Origin of the sequence: Thiorhodococcus mannitoliphagus (assembly GCF_010915725.1) — a bacterium.
In the GTDB taxonomy this organism is placed as follows: Bacteria; Pseudomonadota; Gammaproteobacteria; order Chromatiales; family Chromatiaceae; genus Thiorhodococcus; species Thiorhodococcus mannitoliphagus.
Genome location: NZ_JAAIJR010000027.1, coordinates 24211 through 41759, shown reverse-complemented (window position 1 = coordinate 41759; position 17549 = coordinate 24211). Strand labels below are relative to the sequence as shown.

Below are 17549 nucleotides of genomic sequence, written 5' to 3'. Positions count from 1 at the left end.
AAGAACAGACTCAGCACAGCGATCGCAGCTGGAAAAGCTCGGATGAAACAGCCCAGCCGCCCTGTGAGCACCAAGCCCCGCCAAGTCCTGGGCATCCTGCTCTTGCTCATCACCCTGGTGCTGCAAGGCTGCGAATCGCCGCGCCTCAGCACCATCCCTCCCGATGGGACACTGCTCGCCTTCGGTGACAGCCTCACCCAGGGCGTCGGCGTCAACCCGCCGGACAGTTATCCGAGCGTGCTGGAACGCCTGAGCGGGCGTCGTGTCATCAATGCCGGCGTTTCTGGGGAAGAGACCGAGGATGGTCTGCCGCGACTGCGGGATCTGCTCGCAAGGACGACGCCGGATCTGCTGCTGTTGCTGGAAGGCGGCAATGACATCCTCCGCAACCGAGACCTCAAGGCCACCAAGAGAAACCTCGCCGCGATGATCGAGCTTGCCGAAGAACAGGGCGTCGAGGTCGTCTTGATCGGCGTGCCGGAGAAGCGTCTGTTCTCGACGACAGCGCCGCTCTATAAGGAACTCGCCGAGGAGTACGACCTGGTTTTCGAGGACGACCTTGTGGCGCAACTGATGCGCCAAGGCGCCTACAAGTCGGATGCGATCCACTTCAACCAGGAAGGCTATCGACTGATGGCCGAATCCCTCCATGACCTGCTCGTCGAGGAGGGTGCCTTATGAGTGCGATGCACCGATACCGAGGGCGAGCACGGAAGGTCAGGGCAGCATGGGCCATTTAGCCGGCGGTAAGTCCGGGTTGACGCCCTTGATCGACCGCTTGAACCGCTATCCCATCGGTCTCGTCGACAGCGAGCGGCTGCGCGAGATCCTATCCTTGCTGTTCGACGAGATGGAATCCTTCGTCGGCTCGCGCTTTCCCCTGCATGAAGCGACCCTGGAGGAGCTGGCCAGGCTGACTGAGATGTCGCCGGAGCAGGTCCTGCCAGTGCTCGAGCGCATGGCCGACAAGGGATTGGTGATGGATATGCCGTTCGCCGGCACGACCTACTACCTGCTCGTCCCGGGCCTCATCGGCTTCATGGAATTCACCTTCATGCGGCGCCACTCCGATCTGCCGCTCGGCGACTTGGCTCGGCTGATGAGCGAGTATCTGGAGGAGCAGGGTAAAGCGGGGCAGGCGGGCGAATTCTTCGGCAGCCGCACCCAGCTCACCCGCGCCCTGGTCTATGACACACACATCCCGGTCAGCTCGCAGGTCACCTCCTACGAGGATGCTCGCCAAATCATCCAGGATGCCGACTATTGTGCCGTCACGCTCTGCTATTGCAGGCACAAGAAAGAGCACCTGGGGGAGACTTGCCGCAAGGGTGCTCCGGTCGAGGACATCTGCATGGTCCTCGGCGAGGGTGCACGTTTTCTGGTGCGACGCGGCTTTGCACAGGAGCGCGATAAGGCAAGCATGCTGGAGACCTTGGAGCACGCCCGCGCGCTCGGTCTCACCCACGTCACGGACAATGTGCGCGAGCAGCCGTCCTTCCTCTGTAACTGCTGCCGCTGCTGCTGCGAACTGATGGCGGGCGTCCAACTGGGATTCAGCGACGGGATCGCCAAGACACCCTTTCTCGCCGAGATCGATCCGCAAGGCTGCAACTATTGCGGCGCCTGCCTGAAGGCATGCAACGTCAAGTGCATCGGGCTCGACCCGGCTGCCCGACACTCTTCAAGCGCAGCGCGCTTCGCCGCAATTGATGCCAGCGTCTGCCTGGGCTGCGGCGCCTGCGTCTCGGTCTGTGAGCAGGGGGCCATCACGCTGAGCGCGCGCGCCCAGCGGCGCAAACCGCCCAAGGCGCGCGGCCAGCTATTCGCCCGCATCCTCTGGGAGAAAGGTCGTCTCTGGCCCTTCGTCCTCGACCGCGCGAGGCGCTGGCTACCATGAGCAGCGCCGGCTAAATCATCCCGCCATTCACGGAGATCACCTGCCCGGTGACGTAGGAGGACGCGTCGGATGCCAGGAAGGCAACGACCTCGGCGACTTCCTCGGGGCGGCCGGCGCGTTTCATCGGCACCAGCTGGGCGACGGCCTCTGGTGGAAAGTGATCCTCGCTCATTGGGGTCTCAATGATGCCAGGTGCCACGGCATTGACCGTAACACCCCGACTGGCGAGTTCGAGCGACAGCGAGCGTGTCGCTGAGTGCAGCGCGCCCTTGGCGGCCGAATAGTTGACCTGGCCGCGGTTGCCGACGATGGCGGAGACCGAGGTCACCGAGATGATCCGCCCCCAGCGGCTGCGGATCATCGGCAGGCTCAGGGGCTGGGTGACGTTGAAGAAGCCATTGAGGCTGACGTCCAGAACGGCGCGCCATTGCTCGGGCCGCATCCCAGGGAAGACGGTGTCGTCATGGATCCCGGCATTGTTCACCAGGATCTGCACCGGTCGCTCCTCGGTCAGCGTCTCCAGGACCGCACGGCAGCGCTCGGTATCGGTCACATCCAGGATCAGCGGGCGCGCCTCCCCTCCCCCAGCGTTGATCTCCTGCACAAGTGCTTCAACGCGGTCCGCGCCTTGGTTGCCGTGGACGATGACGGCATGGCCTTGTTGGGCCAAGGATCGACAAATCGCGGCGCCGATGCCCCCGCTTCCGCCAGTGACTAAGGCCAGTTTTCCCATGGTCTCGCTCCTTGAATTGGACGGTCAGGCCGAGGGCTCGGCCGACGCGGTGAGCACGATGGTCAAGCGGCCACTTAAGAGACAGCGTCCTTCGCCTTGGACATCGAAAGCATAGAGCAAGGCCCGCGTGTCGCCGCCAAGACGCGTGACCTCGACACGGAGCGGCCCCTCGAGAGTATCCAGCCGGCCGCAATCGGAGGTCAGGCCGCGCACGCTGCCCAGCATCCCGGGGGAGCTGCCCGCGCCATGCAAGGCACCATGAATGGCAACCGCTTGGGCGGCATACTCGATGCCCGCCAAGGGGCTGAGCCGGCCGTCAATGCGCAGTGGGTTCTCGGGCGAGGCATGACTCCAGGCCGTGCAGCATAGCTTGTCGCCGTCCCAAGCATCGACCTGGTCGTTCAGACACATGGCGCCCTGATGGGGGATATGCGCCAGGATCCAGTCGCGGTCGAGCGGGGATGTCATGGCGCCACCTCCACCACCAGGCACTGGCCGTTCAGATAGTCCAGTGCCACCCGCGCCGCCGCACGGCGGGCAAGCACACTCAAGAGCGGCAGACAGCGTGCGGCGGGCACGGCCTGGCGCAGCGCCTCCAGCGCGGGATCCGAGAGCCGATCCGCCGGCGTATCCGCAAGCCCGATCAGCCTCAGCACAGGCCCCGCCCCAGCATCCAGGGGTTGGAGCAAGAGCCCCATGCCGAAGGCGGGACCCAAGGGGCGCGACTCGGCCAAGGGTGAGGGATAGGGATGGTCATAGGTGACGAGGAGAACGGGAGCGCCCTCGGTCGCAACCAGGGCAAAGGCCTCGAGCAGACCGACCGCGAAGCTGCCGTCGAAGGCCGAGACCACGCTGGAGCCCGACAGCGCGCCCGTCGCGATCCCCCAGTAGCCGGACGCGGCATTGTTGACCGAGTTGTGGAAGCGAATCGGCGAGATGCGCCGATCCTCGCCCGCGAGCAACTCGCAGATCGCGTGGCAGTTCTCACCATCCCCGCCCGAGGAGGCAAAGACGGTTGCAGGGACGGAGGGCGCGATGCCGGCATCGCGGCAGGCGGCCATCCCGGCAGCCATGGCGAGCTTGACGACCCTGCCGACGCGGCGCCGCTCCACAGGCGGAAGCCCCTCGGGATTGGCAATCCGCGTCGTCGCCAGGGCTGCGCCGCTCTCACTGAGGAGCCGCGCGCGCATCGCACCCCAATCATCGGCCCCAGGCCCGACCACGCCGATGCCGGAGACACGCGCAGCCATCGAGAAGCCGTGCTCATCCATGTGCGGACACCTCGTCCTCCCGCGAGAACACCAGGCTGCAGTTGGTCCCGCCGAAGCCGAGTGAATTGTTCAACACATTGCGCAAGGGCGCAGGGCGCGCCAGCGCATCAAGACCGATCTGGATACTGGGGTCGGCCTCGGTCATGCCGACGCATCCAGGGATCAGCCCCTCATGGAGCGCGATCAGGCAAATCACGGCCTCGACACCGCCAGCCGCACCCAGGGTATGACCGGTCGCGCCCTTGGTCGAGCTGGCGGGCACCCTGGCGCCGAAGCGCTGGGCGACTGCCCTGCCCTCGGCTGTGTCATTGGAGGGCGTCGCTGTCCCGTGCAGATTGATGTAGTCGATCGCGGACGCTTGCAGCCCGGCGCGTGCCAAGGCTGCGTCCATCGCCTGGAGCGCGCCGCGCCCCTCGGGATGCGGGGTGGACATATGATGCGCATCACTGGACTCGCCATAGCCGGTGAGCCAAAGATCGGTCCGCGCAGCGCGCTCCAAGAGCGCGTAGCCTGCGGCCTCACCGATCGACAGACCAGCGCGCTCACGGTCGAAGGGTCGGCAAGGTCCCCTGGCGAGCAACTCCAGGGAGTTGAAACCGTAGAGCGTCGTCAAGCAGAGGGTATCCACGCCGCCCACCACGGCCGCATCAATGAGACCGCAGGCGATCTGACGCGCCGCCGTTGCGAAGGCCTTGGCGCTGGACGAGCAGGCCGTGGAGATCACGCCGAGCGGACCGGTCGCGCCGACCAATCGACCGACGTGCTCAGCGAGCGAGGAGATGCTGTGGCTGGAACGATAGTCGAACCATGCCGGCAAGCCGCCGCTAGCCGCGTCACGCACGCGGTAGGCAAGCTCGGTGTCCAGGATGCCGGATGTGCTGGTGCCGAGATAGACGGCGACGCGGGAAGCGCCATAACGGCCCACCGCTTGACGCGCGGCATCCAGAAAGCCGTCTTGCCCCAGCGCCAGCTCCGCGAGACGGTTGTTGCGGCAGGTATGGGCGCGCCTGTCCGGCGATGGATTGGGCGCGTCCAGACCCTCCACCTCGCCGACCCAGGTCTCGAGATCCACGTCTTCGAAGCGGCAAGGCGCGAGGCCGCAGCGGCCGGCGACCAGGGCATCACGGTGCGCCGCAACACCGCGACCCAGGCAGGTTGTCAAGGTGTACTTAGTGACAGCGATCCGATTCAAGCAGTCGTCCTTTGGGTCATCAGGTTGTGCAGCGGTCCGATGGATGCGGCCCTCTTTGTCGATGGTCACCCGCCATCCAGGGTCCGCACGGGAAAGGCAATCAATCAGCCCGTCCCTCTAGGAGCCTGTCCGACTTAGGATGAATCGGCTGCGGAATCGGGAGAAGGGTCCCTTTCGCCCCGCTTTTTCGTTACATAGAACCACTATGCGCCTCAAAACCGGAACGAAATGGCCTCGCTCTCCCACTTCCTCGCTTCGATCCCCCCAAGTCGGACAGGCTCCTAGGGTGCGCGACCAGTAAGTGGTTAGCAAATGGCGTGCCCGCACTCATGGGCATGGGCTTGGCAGCAAAGCCGATCACACTCAGCTCTGCCCGCCAGTCCGCGAGCGTGCGACAGTGCAGTCGCCCCAGGGACTGTCCGCGCAGTCGCGTCACCAGGGCGTCGACCGCCAAGCTGATGCGAAACGGCACCCCGCCGGCCGCGTCGCCAACGCGCAAGAGCAATACTCCGTCGGGCTCGAGACAGGTGCGTATGCGCTCGAGCACCCTGCGCTGGTCTTGATAACCGATGTAGTGGAGGACATCGAGAATGACAACGAGGCTCGCGCGGCCGAACGACGCCTCGCGGATGTCCCGGTGCTCGATGTGCAACGCGGTCGGCAGTGCCCGGCGCGCACGCGCCACGTCGCGCGGCTGCAGCTCGATGCCGCGATAGTCCTCCAAGTGCGGCGGCGCCGGCCAATCGGACGGCCAATCGCCATCGGCATGGAGCAGGCTCGCGGCGCGCAGCCAGCTTGCCAGCAAGGCCTCGCCGCAGCCAAGGTCGAGAACAGTCACCGACGGCGGCAGGAGACCGTCACGCAGCATGGCAGCGAAGACGGGATCTCCACCCAGCTTGCCGCGCGCAAAGTGATAGGCATAGCGGCCAGCGCGCTTGAAGGGGGCTGCGGCCTCCGCGATCAGACGCCGCTTGAACTCTTCGCTCATCCTGCTTCCATCTCCGCAAGCACCTCACGCAGGGTGACTGGCTGGAGTTTCGCCGCACGAATGTGTTCGATCAAGGGCGACAGTACCTCCAGGATAACTGGCCGGCCCGATGGGCTCCGCGCCGCGCTGCCATCGTGCAACAGCAGGATAGCCCCCTGAGCCAGACCAAGCTCCAGACGCGCAAGGACGCGGCCGGGGTCAGACTCACGGGTATCGAAACCGCGCCGCGTCCAGCTCGCCAGGTGCAGTCCGAGCCGTGCCAGCACCGGCTCCAGAAAGGGGTTGCGCAGTCCAGCCGGCGCCCGAAAGAAGCGCGGCGCCCTGCCCGTCAGCCGCGTGAGCAAGCGCTGGGCACGCTCTAGATCCGCCCGCATCCGCCAGGGTCCGAGCAACGAGAAGTCGTAGCGATGGCTGTAGGAGTGATTCTCAACGTCATGCCCCGCGCCATGGATCTTGGCGACCAGCGCTGGGTGAGCCTCGGCGCGCTCGCCGATGCAGAAGAAGGTCGCCTTGACGCCATGGCGCGCCAAGAGGGCAAGCACCTCCGGGGTCACCGCCGGATCCGGACCGTCATCAATGGTCATCGCGATCTGACCACGACGCGCCGCTGGACGCGGCAGCTCGCGCCAGTTGGGACCGAGCAAGGCCGAACGCGGCCAAAGCCCCGCCAGCGTCAGCACCAGGTGATTGAGCGCCAGCACCAAGACCCACCAGGACCACAAGGCCGGCTGCCACAGCCAGCAGAGCGCCACGGCCATGTGCACGACGAAGCTCAGCCAGATGAGCAAGGACGGGCGCCAACGCCTTGGTCGCACCACAAGGCCCGGCGGATTCATGGCGGAGGTTCTGTCCTGAGTCACGAAAGTGTCCATCGCTAGAGGGTCCATCAGTCAGGGTTTACCGCCGCGCGCGGACGACTCAGCATGGCGGCGAACAGCAGCGCCAGAACGGCCCCAGGTCCAACCGTGATGCCAATGGCCTGAAGGACTGGAACAGAGGATGTCGCCAGCAGACCAAAGCCGGCCAGGGTCGTCAGATTGGCAAAAAGCAGCGAGGCCAAGGTGCGCGGCGCGGGCGCAGCCTCGCCGCGCGCAAAGAAGAGCGCGTAGTTGGATCCCACGGCGACCACCAGAAGCAGGCCCACCAGATGCATGAGGATCAGCGACTCTCCAGCCAACACCAGCGCCCCAGTCACGGTGAGCACGGCCGTGAGCAGGGGCAAGAGCACGCGCCAGAGGCGAGCAAGCGAGCGCAGCGCAATGCTCAGCAACAGCAGGATCGCCGCGAGCCCGATGAGAGACAAGACGATCGCCTCGTTCAAATAGGCAGCATAGAGTGCATCAGACTCCGCTTTGAGTTCCAGCAAGCTCAGGCTTACGACGTTCGAATGCTCGACGGACGCCAGCGCCTCGCGCACCCGCTCGGCGTCGATCCCGAGCTGACCGACCGGATCGAAGGGCGCCCTCAAGGGCAGACTCACGCGCCAGCCCTGCCCCGTCTCGATCATCATCGAAGTCACCGCAAGGGCGAACGAGGTTCCAGCTAGGGACGCCGGCCCGATGACAGCCTCTGCGCGTGCGCGCTCGACATCAGCCAGAAAGGGCTCGAGCCGGTCCGCCTTCAACGGCAGCTCGACCGTCGCCACGGCCAGCCTGGAGGCCAAGACAGCAGGCTCCGGCAGGCTGGCCAGCCTCGCCCGCTGGGTCGCCAGACTCGGGAGAAAAGGCGCGGGGCCATCCCATCCCGCAATCGCCCCCTCCTCGACCAGACCGTCCAGCACCCGACCGACGCGCTCCGCCTGACGCAGCGCGGTCTCAAGGTCCGGCGCCTCGATCACCAGGAGCGCGCTCGCCTCGGGCGCGCCCATCTCAGCGCGCAGCCGGGCGTCGAGGGCCTGCGCCTGCGGCGAGACCGGGCTGAGCGCGAGCAGCGAGTCGTTCCAAAGCCCATCGCGATGCACCCAAGTCACGATCAGCCCGGTCACACAGAAGACTGGGACCAGCCAGCGCAGCCGGGCCAAGGCGGGCAGCGCCCTGCCGAGCACCATCCCGAGAGGCGTCAAGTCACGCAGCTTGGGCTTGGCCGGCAGGAAGGCCGGCAGCACCAGGCGCGTGACCAGCGCCGCCGCGATCAGACCTGTGGTGGAGTAGAGCCCCAGCTGAGCCAGCCCAGGGAACCCGGAGCCCAGCATGACACCGAAGCCGCAAACCGACGTCAGCAGTCCGATGCGGATGGTCGGCCAGAGATCCGAGAGGGTGCTTTGATCCGAGTCCAAGCCGCCGCGCTGAACGAAGAGATAGATGCCGTAGTCGACCGCCTCACCGATGAGGGTTGCCCCGAAGCCGATGGTCAGACCATGGACGACACCGAAGCCGAGGCTGACCGCCGCGATGCCCGCCAAGGCGCCGGTCGCCACGGGTAAGAGCCCGAGGAGCAGCACAGGCACCGAGCGATAAACAAACAGCAGCAAGGTGACGATGACGAGGGTGGCGAGGAGCGCGATGCGCATCACCTCACCCTTGATGGTCGCGCGCGACTCGACGGCGAAGACGCCAGGACCGCTCTTCACCAACTGGAAGGCGGTGGCGCCCGGCAAGGCATCATCAGCCGCTGCGAAGGCCGCGTCGATTGCCGCGAGCGCCGCCTCCTGAGCGTCCAGGTCCGCCCCGGACGCGCGCGTCAGGACGAGCAGCAGCGCCTGCCGACCGTCGCGACTGACCCAGATGCCGTGCTCACGCCTCGGCTGCTGCCCCCGATCCAACCGCTCGAGGATCTGGATCAGCTCGCCCGTGGGGTCGCGCGGGACCAGGTCTTCGATCAGCATCCCCGCTGGCGAGACCAGCCAATCCAGCGTCTCCATCAGTGCCTCGCGCAGCCCAGCGACCTCGAACCGCTGCGCGTCGACCGCGGGGCTCAGCAGGTAGCGATGCTCGAAAAGCCAGACACGATCGCGCTCGAGCGCGGCCTCATCGCCGTTCGCGACCAGATCGAAGGCTCGGCTCGCACGCAGCCGGGCCGCCATGGCCTGTGAGACCTGGGCGCGCTGCGCGCCATCGCCGCCGCTGATGGCCACGAGGGTGAGGCGTGAGACGGTCCCCTCTTGCAGCTGATCGACTAGCAGGGCCTGCTCAGGCGTGGGCGAGCGCGGCAAGAAGACCGACATATCGGCCGAATACTCGGCCTTCACGACCAGGACGAGCAGCATCCCGACGGCCGTGAGCCAGCCGGCGATGCGCAGGAGTCGACCGCGCGCCGTCATGGCAAGGCGTCTCCGATTTCGATGACCGAGCGGTCGCCGTCGGTTTCGATCATCTCGACACGCTCGACCTGCCCCCGGCTGCCAACCAGATGGATTCGGCGCAGGCTCGGCACCGCCTCGGGCGCCCTCGGCAGCAGGTCCAGAATCCAGGCGTCCGGGGTGCCTGCGTGACTGAGCACGAAGTCGCGCTCCAAGCGCGCGCGGTCGCCGCTCAGGACGGCCCTCAGACTGCCGATGAGCAGGGCGATGCCGGGATGTTGGCTTAACGACAGCTCCCGACGCCGACCCTCACGGATCAGCGTCAGGGTATCGCCGTCCAGGATCGCCGACTCCTGACGCGGCGCCTGAGTGTGCCGCTCTAGCCGATCCGGCGGGATAAAGACCAAGTCGCCACGCGCCGCGATCGGACGATCGAGCAGCGCTAGATGCCGTGTCTCGACGAAGCTCACCCGGCCGTGCGGATGGTCGCTTAGCAGCGTCATGAGCGCATCCAGGTCGAAGCCGGCGGCGCGCGCGGAAAGGACGCCGCCTAGCACTGCGTAAACGAAGAGCCGAATCAGTCGAGCACGAATCCTGAGGCGCGGCGAGGTCATCGATCTGGGTAGTCATCCATTTGTGTAGAGCCCCGAGCGGCCCGTGGCGGCGCAAGGTTTGCAGAACCCGGGGCAGGCGTCCAGCAACCAGAGGGTGATCATCATGCGCATCAGCCTCGATAGAGACTGCATCGCGCAACAGGGCGATCGGGGTGCAGGCGCTTGCCTCACCCCGATCGCCCCCTAGCGACCCTGGCGCCATGAGCCAGCGCCCGCCGCCTTGGAGTCGCTTCTTCGTTGCTGGACAAAATCCGCGGAAATCCGGACAATTCGCCGCGATTTGCCGCCGATTCCCTGAGGACGGCAGGACCTCTGAGACCCACTTTCGTCTGGAAGGCAACTGGCGCCATGGCCACCATCCTGGTCCTGAACGGACCCAATCTCAATCTGCTCGGCACGCGCGAGCCCGGCCACTATGGTCAGGCGACGCTCGCGCAAATCCAGCGCGCGCTCGAAGAGACGGCGCAGTCCGAGGGCCATCGCCTGCAGTTCCTCCAGAGCAATGCGGAGCACCTGCTCATCGAAGCCATTCACAAGGCTCCGCAGGATGATGTGAGCTACATCATCATCAACCCTGCTGCCTTCACCCATACCAGCGTCGCGCTGCGCGACGCCCTGCTGGCCGTGGCCATTCCCTTCATCGAGGTGCATCTATCCAACGTGCACGCCCGCGAGCCCTTCCGCGCCCACTCTTACTTCTCGGACGTCGCGGTGGGCGTGATCAGCGGGCTCGGAGCAGAGGGATACGCACTGGCGCTGCGCGCCGTGCTCAGCCGTCTGGCGCAGGACCAACAGTAAACGAGAACAACTGAACAATGGACATCCGCAAGGTTAAGAAGCTGATCGAGCTGTTGGAGCAATCCGACGTCGCCGAGATCGAGATCCATGAAGGCGAAGAATCCGTGCGCATCAGCCGCCACGGCAGCAACGCCATGCCGATGTATATGCCTCAAGGCATGCCGGCGCCAGCTCCAGCGCAGGCGCCTGCGGCGGGTGCTGCGGCACAGGCGGACGCGGACGAGGAAGAAGAACTCGCCGGCGAGGTCATCCGCTCGCCCATGGTCGGCACCTTCTACCGCGCGCCCTCGCCAGGGGCCAAGGCCTTCGTCGAAGAGGGTCAGTCGGTCAAGGCCGGCGATACCCTCTGCATCATCGAAGCCATGAAGATCCTGAACCAGATCGAGTGCGAGCAGGCTGGACGCGTCACACGCATCCTGGTCGAGAATGGACAGCCGGTCGAGTACAACCAACCGCTGTTCGTGATCGAATGACGCCCAAGGCGCGCGCCCTGCCCCGCGCCCGGGGCCAAGGGCCGTGCCTCGACTCCATCTGCCTTCACCAACGGAAGACACTTCCATCATGGCTGCAACCATCGAGAAGGTCCTGATTGCGAATCGGGGCGAGATCGCGCTCCGCATTCTGCGCGCCTGCCGCGAACTCGGCATTAAGACCGTCGCCGTGCACTCCGAGGCGGACCGCGACCTCAAGCACGTCCTGCTGGCGGACGAATCCGTTTGCATCGGCCCAGCCCCCGCCCTGCAGAGCTACCTGAACGTCCCCGCCATCATCAGCGCGGCAGAGGTCACGGACACCGTCGCCATCCACCCCGGATACGGCTTCCTGTCCGAGAACGCCGATTTCGCCGAGCGTGTCGAGCGCTCCGGGTTCATCTTCATCGGCCCCAAGCCAGAAACCATTCGCATGATGGGCGATAAGGTCTCCGCCATCGCCGCCATGAAGGCGGCCGGCGTGCCCTGCGTGCCAGGCTCGGATGGCCCGATCGACGACAACAAGAAGCGCACCCTGGAGATCGCGCGCGAGATCGGCTATCCGATCATGATCAAGTCGTCTGGCGGCGGCGGCGGCCGCGGCATGCGGGTGGTCCACTCGGAGGCTACGCTGCTGAACGCCATCGCGCTCACCAAGGCGGAGGCCGCAGCGGCCTTCAACAACGACATGGTCTACATGGAGAAGTACCTGGAGAACCCGCGTCATGTCGAGTTCCAGGTGCTCGCGGACCAAATGGGCAACGCCATCCATCTCGGCGAGCGCGACTGCTCCATGCAACGGCGCCATCAGAAGGTGCTGGAAGAGGCCCCGGCGCCCGGCATCACGGATGCGCAGCGGAGCGAGATCGGCGAGCGCTGTGCAGCCGCCTGCCGCAGCATCGGCTATCGCGGTGCCGGAACCTTCGAGTTCCTCTACGAGAACGGGCATTTCTACTTCATCGAGATGAATACCCGCGTCCAGGTGGAGCATCCAGTCACCGAGATGATCACCGGGGTCGACATCGTCAAGGAGCAAATCCTGGTCGCGGCCGGGGAGCCGCTCAGATACGCCCAAGAAGACATCACGCTGCGCGGCCATGCCATCGAGTGCCGGATCAATGCGGAGGATTCCGAGACCTTTATGCCGAGTCCGGGCAAGATCACCGACTTCCATGCCGCCGGCGGCCCCGGCGTGCGCATCGAGACCCACATCTACTCGGGCTACACCGTGCCTTGTCACTACGACTCCATGATCGGCAAGGTCATCACCCATGGCGAAGACCGTGACGCGGCCATCGCCCGCATGTGCAACGCCCTGCGCGAGACGGTCATCGAAGGCATCAACACCAATATCAAGCTGCAGCGCACCATTCTGCGCGACGGTGCCTTCTTGGCGGGCGGTGCCAACATCCACTACCTCGAAAAGAAGCTCGGGATGTAGCTCGCCCTCATGCCCTGGTTACAGCTCAAGTTCAGGGTGCCGCGCGCGCACGCCGAGTCCACGGAGGCGGCCCTCGAGGCCGCTGGCGCACTCTCGGTCACCTTGCTGGACGCCGGCGACGAGCCTCAGCTCGAGCCTGGTCCGGGCGAGACCCCGCTGTGGTCGGAGATCCTGGTCTCCGCACTCTTCGAGGCGGACCCCGCGAGCCAGGCCCTGGTCGAGCGGCTGGCGGCCAGCTTGACCACGCAGACCGCCACGCCACCGACGATCGAGCGCATCGAGGATCAGGCTTGGGAGCGCGTCTGGCTGGACGATTTCAAACCGACCTGCTTCGGCAAGCGGCTTTGGGTCTGCCCGCACGGCCAACCGCCCGAGGCGAAAGAGGCCATCGTGGTGTGGCTGGATCCTGGCCTAGCCTTCGGCACCGGCCATCACCCCACCACGGCCATGTGCCTGGCATGGCTGGATGGCGCCGACCTCGCCGGCAAGAAGGTGCTCGATTTCGGCTGCGGCTCCGGCATCCTCGCCATCGCCGCCCTCAAGCTGGGCGCGGCGCGCGCGGTCGCGATCGACCATGACCCCCAGGCACTGGAGGCGACAGGGGACAACGCCGCGGCCAACGCAGTCGCCGAGCGGATGGAGATCTATCTGCCGGACGCGGCACCGGACACGACCTACGATGTCGTGCTCGCGAACATCCTGGCCGGCCCATTGGTCTCACTCGCGCCCAAACTCATCAGTCACTTGCGACCGGGCGCGGCGCTGGTGCTCTCCGGCGTCCTAGCCGAGCAGGAGGACGCGGTCTGCGCTGCCTACAGGGATAGGGTCGAACTCGACCCGACCAAGCACTGTGAGGACTGGGTGTGCATGACCGGCTTGAGGAAGCTCGAGCAGTCGCCATGATCGAGCGCCACGGCCAGGTCGGGCGCGAATCGAAGAAGCGCCCGTCATGAGCGCCGGCCTCATCCGCCCTTTCAGCATCGGACCCTACCAGCTCGCCAACAATCTCGTCCTGGCGCCCATGGCCGGGGTGAGCGATCGCCCCTATCGCGCCATCTGTCGCGAGCAAGGCGCGGGGCTCGCGGTCGCCGAGATGGTCTCATCGGACACCAGCCTCTGGAGCAGCCGCAAGTCGATCCGTCGCCTCGACTACTCGGGAGAGACGGGGCCGGTCGTGGCGCAGATCCTCGGCACCGACCCCGACGCCATGGCCGAGGCCGCGCGCATCAACCTCGACCTCGGCGCGCACATCATCGACATCAACATGGGCTGCCCGGCCAAGAAGGTGTGCAAGGTGGCGGCCGGATCCGCCCTGCTGCGCGACGAGGCGCTCGTCGGTCGCATCCTGGAGCGCGTAGTAGCGGCTGTGGCGGCGCCGGTCACTCTCAAGATCCGCACCGGTTGGTCACCCGAGGGGCGCAATGCCGTTGAGATCGCGCGCATCGCCCGCGAGTCGGGAATTGCAGCCCTGACGGTGCACGGTCGGACCCGTGCCTGCAGCTACGCCACCCCGGCCGAATATGACAGCATCCGCCGCATCGCAGAGGAGGTTGACATCACCCTCATCGCCAACGGTGATATCGACTCTCCGGAGCGGGCGAGACGTATTCTGGACTACACTGGTGCCGATGCTATTATGATCGGACGCGCCGCCCAGGGACGCCCCTGGATCTTTCGCGAGATCGCCGCTGCGCTGGCTCCAAGGCAATCCGATCAGACCGCAATGCACCCACAACCGCATGGCGCCGGCGGAGCCCCTTCGCAGGACTGGATCAAGGACATCGTGCGAGCCCATCTCGAGGCGCTCTATGCCTTCTATGGCGAGCCTCAGGGTGTCCGGATCGCGCGCAAGCACATCGGCTGGTACTGCCGAAAGCTGCATGGCGCGGCGGCCTTCAGACAAGCCATCAACCGAACCGAGAGCCCTGCAGATCAGTTATCTCAGGCGCTCGCGTTCCTCGACCACAGCCCCGAGATGGAGACACAAGCAGCATGAGAGCCGAAGCTGCGCGGCAAGCACCAAAAACGGCGGCAACGGGGCTAACGATCAGCGATGCCGACCGTACCGACCCGCTGAGCAAATGCGTTCGGGAAGCGCTCGGGTCCTACCTCGAGAATATGGCCGATCATGAGATCAAGGGGCTCTACCGCCTGGTGATGGAAGAGGTCGAGCGCCCGCTGTTCGAAACGGTTCTAGAGCACACTAAGGGCAACCTCAGCCACGCCGCCAAGATACTCGGCATGACCCGTAACACCCTGCGCAAGCGACTCAGCGACTACGGGATCGAGCGTTAGCCGCGTCCCGTGCTTCAAGAGACCCGACGCCTCACTTAGACCCTAAAATCGAGATCCGGATATCCCCCCGATGCAAGCCATTCAACGCGCCCTCATCAGCGTCTCAGACAAGACCGGTCTGGTCGACTTCGCCCGCCAGCTCGCCGAGCACGGCGTCGAGATCCTCTCCACCGGCGGCACCGCCCGACTGCTCACCGAGAGCGGCATCGCGGTGACCGAGGTCTCCGAGCACACCGGCTTCCCGGAGATGATGGACGGCCGCGTCAAGACGCTGCATCCGCGTATCCACGGCGGCATCCTCGGCCGCCGCGGTGTCGACGACCAGGTGATGGCCGACAACGACATCGCCGCCATCGATCTGGTGGTGGTCAATCTCTACCCCTTCGAGGCCACGGTGGCGAAGCCCGACTGCGACCTCGCCACCGCCATCGAGAACATCGACATCGGCGGGCCCACCCTGCTGCGGGCCGCCGCCAAGAACCACGCCAGCGTCACCGTGGTGGTGGACGCGGCCGACTATGGCCGCGTGTCCGAAGAGATCAAGGCCGATGGCGGCGTCAGCGATGCCACCAGGTTCGATCTCGCGGCCAAGGCCTTCGAGCACACCGCGCGCTATGACGGCGCCATCGCCAACTATCTGGGCGCGCGTGCTCAGGCCGATGGACCAGCCGACTTCCCGCGCACCCTGAGCCTGCAGCTCAAGCGCAGCCAGTCCATGCGCTACGGCGAGAACCCGCATCAGAAGGCCGCCTTCTTCGTCGAGCACCAGATCGAAGAGGCCGGCATCGCCACTGCACGGCAGCTGCAAGGCAAAGAGCTGTCCTACAACAACATCGCCGACACGGACGCCGCAGTGGAATGCGTCAAACAGTTCGACGAGGCGCCGGCCTGCGTCATCGTCAAGCACGCCAATCCCTGCGGCGTCGCGCTCGGAAGCAGCCTGCTCGAGGCCTATGACCGCGCCTACAGCACGGATCCCGAATCGGCCTTCGGCGGCATCATCGCCTTCAACGGCGAGCTCGACGGCGAGACCGCCAGCGCCATCGTCGCGCGTCAGTTCGTCGAGGTCATCATCGCCCCCAAGGTCTCGCAGACCGCCGTCGAGGCAGTTGCCGCGAAAAAGAATGTCCGCCTGCTGGAGTGCGGAGACTGGGCGAGCGAGGCCATCCACCGGCTCGACTTCAAGCGCGTCAACGGTGGACTGCTGGTCCAGGACGCCGACTTGCAGCTCAGCAATGAGACCCGCGTCGTCACCGACCGCGCACCCTCGGACAAGGAGCTGGAAGACCTGCTATTCACCTGGCGCGTGGCCAAGTTCGTCAAGTCCAATGCCATCGTCTACGGTCGCGACCGCATGACCATTGGCGTCGGCGCCGGACAGATGAGCCGGGTCAACTCGGCGCGCATCGCCCGCATCAAGGCCGAACAGGCGGACCTCGCCGTCGTGGGTTCGGTCATGGCCTCGGACGCCTTCTTCCCCTTCCGCGACGGCATCGACCAGGCCGCCGAGGCCGGCATCACCGCCGTCATCCAGCCAGGCGGCTCCATGCGTGACGAGGAAGTCATCGCCGCCGCCAATGAGCACGGTATCGCCATGGTCTTCACCGGCATGCGGCACTTTAGGCATTGAGATGACGCTCGGCAGGATGGGCACGCCCGTAGAAGGCTCGCGCTTCGGATGAACCTCATCACAGGGGCTCTGCCCATCCTTAGAGAGCGTCCATCAATTGTTTCCCGATGTGAGCGATCCCGTCCGAAATCCCCCCTGGCCCCCCTTTGCGAAAGGGGGGAAGTTGTTGATGGAGACTTTGCTTAGGTGATCGGCTAAAGAATGAAGATCCACCCGACCGCCATCATTGAGGACGGTGCGTCCGTCCACCCGTCCGTCAGCATCGGCCCCTACTCGATCGTCGAGGCCGGTGCCGTGATCGGCGAGGGGTGCCGCATCGAGAGCTGCGTGCGCATCTACGCCAACACCCGCATGGGCGCCAACAACCGGGTCTGTCACGGCGTCACCCTGGGCTCCGAGCCGCAGGATCTGACCTTCACGCCAGACAAGGCCAGGCCCCTGACCATTGGCGACCACAACCATTTCAAGGAAGGCGTCAACATCAGCTGCGGGGTCAAGTCCGAGGAAGGTACGCGGATCGGCAGCCACAATTACTGGATGGCCTTCTCGCACGCGGGGCACGATTGCATCGTTGGCGATCACAACATCTTCGCCAACACGGCAACCCTCGCCGGTCATGTCGAGGTCGCGCATCACTGCTTTGTGTCCGGCCAGGTCGCCGTGCATCAATTCTGTCGCATCGGCGCCTACGCCATGATTGCGGGAGTGACCGGCGTCCCTCAGGACGTGCCGCCCTTTGCCCTGGCAGACGGCCACCGCGCCCGCATGCTCGGCCTCAACGTGGTGGGTTTGAGACGCAACGGTTTCTCGCAGGCGCAACGCAGCCGGATCAAAGCGGTCTACCGCCTGCTGTTCAAGTCCGGACTGCCGCGCGACGAAGCCCTCTCGAGCGCCCAGCGCGACTACCCGGGACCAGAGACAGACGAGATCCTGGCATTTGTCCGGACGAGCCAGCGCGGCTTGATCTCCTTCGGCTAGCCGC

18 protein-coding genes are annotated in these 17549 nt (G+C 65.7%); 10 read left to right on the top strand and 8 right to left on the bottom strand.

The features are described from left to right. Positions 1 to 42: 42 nt before the first annotated feature. Positions 43 to 681, top strand: a complete 639-nt coding sequence (locus tag G3480_RS08785) for a GDSL-type esterase/lipase family protein (RefSeq protein ID WP_164653496.1) — start codon at positions 43 to 45, stop codon at positions 679 to 681. A gap of 46 nt (positions 682 to 727) precedes the next feature. After that, the gene (locus tag G3480_RS08780) at positions 728 to 1897 is read left to right on the top strand and encodes a 4Fe-4S dicluster domain-containing protein (protein ID WP_164653495.1); all 1170 of its coding nucleotides are present in this window, start codon (positions 728 to 730) and stop codon (positions 1895 to 1897) included. A gap of 10 nt (positions 1898 to 1907) precedes the next feature. On the opposite strand, the gene fabG is transcribed toward G3480_RS08780, so the two are convergent. The 8 genes from fabG to G3480_RS08740 all read right to left on the bottom strand — a co-directional run bounded on the left by fabG (position 1908) and on the right by G3480_RS08740 (position 9933). After that, complete coding sequence (gene fabG / locus G3480_RS08775; RefSeq protein WP_164653494.1) at positions 1908 to 2630, bottom strand: 3-oxoacyl-ACP reductase FabG; 723 nt, start codon at positions 2628 to 2630, stop codon at positions 1908 to 1910. A gap of 24 nt (positions 2631 to 2654) precedes the next feature. Next, positions 2655 to 3098 (bottom strand): hotdog family protein, encoded by a 444-nt coding sequence (locus G3480_RS08770; protein ID WP_164653493.1) that lies wholly within the window; start codon positions 3096 to 3098, stop codon positions 2655 to 2657. Then, positions 3095 to 3901 (bottom strand): beta-ketoacyl synthase chain length factor, encoded by an 807-nt coding sequence (locus G3480_RS08765; protein WP_206171597.1) that lies wholly within the window; start codon positions 3899 to 3901, stop codon positions 3095 to 3097. The genes G3480_RS08770 and G3480_RS08765 overlap by 4 nt, the downstream gene beginning before the upstream one ends. Further along, a complete protein-coding gene (locus G3480_RS08760) occupies positions 3894 to 5093 on the bottom strand; it encodes a beta-ketoacyl-[acyl-carrier-protein] synthase family protein (protein WP_164653492.1) in 1200 nt (399 codons plus the stop codon). The genes G3480_RS08765 and G3480_RS08760 overlap by 8 nt, the downstream gene beginning before the upstream one ends. 190 nt (positions 5094 to 5283) lie before the next feature. Next, the gene (locus G3480_RS08755) at positions 5284 to 6081 is read right to left on the bottom strand and encodes a class I SAM-dependent methyltransferase (protein WP_164653491.1); all 798 of its coding nucleotides are present in this window, start codon (positions 6079 to 6081) and stop codon (positions 5284 to 5286) included. Beyond that, positions 6078 to 6941, bottom strand: coding sequence for a polysaccharide deacetylase family protein (locus G3480_RS08750; protein WP_206171595.1), 864 nt, complete (start codon positions 6939 to 6941; stop codon positions 6078 to 6080). The genes G3480_RS08755 and G3480_RS08750 overlap by 4 nt, the downstream gene beginning before the upstream one ends. 26 nt (positions 6942 to 6967) lie before the next feature. Then, a complete protein-coding gene (locus G3480_RS08745; protein ID WP_164653490.1) occupies positions 6968 to 9340 on the bottom strand; it encodes an MMPL family transporter in 2373 nt (790 codons plus the stop codon). Further along, positions 9337 to 9933, bottom strand: coding sequence for a LolA-related protein (locus G3480_RS08740; protein ID WP_164653489.1), 597 nt, complete (start codon positions 9931 to 9933; stop codon positions 9337 to 9339). The genes G3480_RS08745 and G3480_RS08740 overlap by 4 nt, the downstream gene beginning before the upstream one ends. A gap of 348 nt (positions 9934 to 10281) precedes the next feature. On the opposite strand from G3480_RS08740, the gene aroQ reads away from it, so the two are divergent. From aroQ to lpxA, 8 genes are all read left to right on the top strand, one after another. Then, complete coding sequence (gene aroQ, locus G3480_RS08735; RefSeq protein ID WP_164653488.1) at positions 10282 to 10731, top strand: type II 3-dehydroquinate dehydratase; 450 nt, start codon at positions 10282 to 10284, stop codon at positions 10729 to 10731. Positions 10732 to 10748: 17 nt separating this feature from the next. Next, positions 10749 to 11204 (top strand): acetyl-CoA carboxylase biotin carboxyl carrier protein, encoded by a 456-nt coding sequence (accB, locus tag G3480_RS08730; protein ID WP_164653487.1) that lies wholly within the window; start codon positions 10749 to 10751, stop codon positions 11202 to 11204. 88 nt (positions 11205 to 11292) lie between these two features. Beyond that, the gene (accC, locus tag G3480_RS08725) at positions 11293 to 12642 is read left to right on the top strand and encodes an acetyl-CoA carboxylase biotin carboxylase subunit (protein ID WP_164653486.1); all 1350 of its coding nucleotides are present in this window, start codon (positions 11293 to 11295) and stop codon (positions 12640 to 12642) included. Positions 12643 to 12651: 9 nt separating this feature from the next. After that, positions 12652 to 13545 carry a 50S ribosomal protein L11 methyltransferase gene (prmA, locus tag G3480_RS08720; RefSeq protein WP_164653485.1) on the top strand — a complete coding sequence of 298 codons (894 nt, stop codon included), beginning with the start codon at positions 12652 to 12654 and terminating at the stop codon, positions 13543 to 13545. 46 nt (positions 13546 to 13591) lie between these two features. Further along, positions 13592 to 14638, top strand: coding sequence for a tRNA dihydrouridine synthase DusB (gene dusB, locus G3480_RS08715; RefSeq protein WP_164653484.1), 1047 nt, complete (start codon positions 13592 to 13594; stop codon positions 14636 to 14638). Then, complete coding sequence (locus tag G3480_RS08710; protein ID WP_164653483.1) at positions 14635 to 14937, top strand: helix-turn-helix domain-containing protein; 303 nt, start codon at positions 14635 to 14637, stop codon at positions 14935 to 14937. The genes dusB and G3480_RS08710 overlap by 4 nt, the downstream gene beginning before the upstream one ends. Before the next feature lie 70 nt (positions 14938 to 15007). Then, positions 15008 to 16567: a bifunctional phosphoribosylaminoimidazolecarboxamide formyltransferase/IMP cyclohydrolase gene (purH, locus tag G3480_RS08705; protein WP_164653482.1), complete on the top strand. Its 1560-nt coding sequence runs from the start codon at positions 15008 to 15010 to the stop codon at positions 16565 to 16567. 201 nt (positions 16568 to 16768) lie between these two features. Then, positions 16769 to 17545, top strand: a complete 777-nt coding sequence (gene lpxA / locus G3480_RS08700; RefSeq protein WP_164653481.1) for an acyl-ACP--UDP-N-acetylglucosamine O-acyltransferase — start codon at positions 16769 to 16771, stop codon at positions 17543 to 17545. The last annotated feature ends 4 nt before the right edge of the window (positions 17546 to 17549 follow it).

Bases quoted from the DNA above. Each gene is read 5' to 3' on its own strand.
- G3480_RS08785 (WP_164653496.1), top strand. From the start codon at position 43: ATGAAACAGCCCAGCCGCCCTGTGAGCACCAAGCCCCGCCAAGTCCTG.
- G3480_RS08780 (WP_164653495.1), top strand. From the start codon at position 728: ATGGGCCATTTAGCCGGCGGTAAGTCCGGGTTGACGCCCTTGATCGAC.
- fabG (WP_164653494.1), bottom strand. From the start codon at position 2,630: ATGGGAAAACTGGCCTTAGTCACTGGCGGAAGCGGGGGCATCGGCGCC.
- G3480_RS08770 (WP_164653493.1), bottom strand. From the start codon at position 3,098: ATGACATCCCCGCTCGACCGCGACTGGATCCTGGCGCATATCCCCCAT.
- G3480_RS08765 (WP_206171597.1), bottom strand. From the start codon at position 3,901: ATGGATGAGCACGGCTTCTCGATGGCTGCGCGTGTCTCCGGCATCGGC.
- G3480_RS08755 (WP_164653491.1), bottom strand. From the start codon at position 6,081: ATGAGCGAAGAGTTCAAGCGGCGTCTGATCGCGGAGGCCGCAGCCCCC.
- G3480_RS08745 (WP_164653490.1), bottom strand. From the start codon at position 9,340: ATGACGGCGCGCGGTCGACTCCTGCGCATCGCCGGCTGGCTCACGGCC.
- G3480_RS08740 (WP_164653489.1), bottom strand. From the start codon at position 9,933: ATGACCTCGCCGCGCCTCAGGATTCGTGCTCGACTGATTCGGCTCTTC.
- aroQ (WP_164653488.1), top strand. From the start codon at position 10,282: ATGGCCACCATCCTGGTCCTGAACGGACCCAATCTCAATCTGCTCGGC.
- accB (WP_164653487.1), top strand. From the start codon at position 10,749: ATGGACATCCGCAAGGTTAAGAAGCTGATCGAGCTGTTGGAGCAATCC.
- accC (WP_164653486.1), top strand. From the start codon at position 11,293: ATGGCTGCAACCATCGAGAAGGTCCTGATTGCGAATCGGGGCGAGATC.
- prmA (WP_164653485.1), top strand. From the start codon at position 12,652: ATGCCCTGGTTACAGCTCAAGTTCAGGGTGCCGCGCGCGCACGCCGAG.
- dusB (WP_164653484.1), top strand. From the start codon at position 13,592: ATGAGCGCCGGCCTCATCCGCCCTTTCAGCATCGGACCCTACCAGCTC.
- G3480_RS08710 (WP_164653483.1), top strand. From the start codon at position 14,635: ATGAGAGCCGAAGCTGCGCGGCAAGCACCAAAAACGGCGGCAACGGGG.
- purH (WP_164653482.1), top strand. From the start codon at position 15,008: ATGCAAGCCATTCAACGCGCCCTCATCAGCGTCTCAGACAAGACCGGT.
- lpxA (WP_164653481.1), top strand. From the start codon at position 16,769: ATGAAGATCCACCCGACCGCCATCATTGAGGACGGTGCGTCCGTCCAC.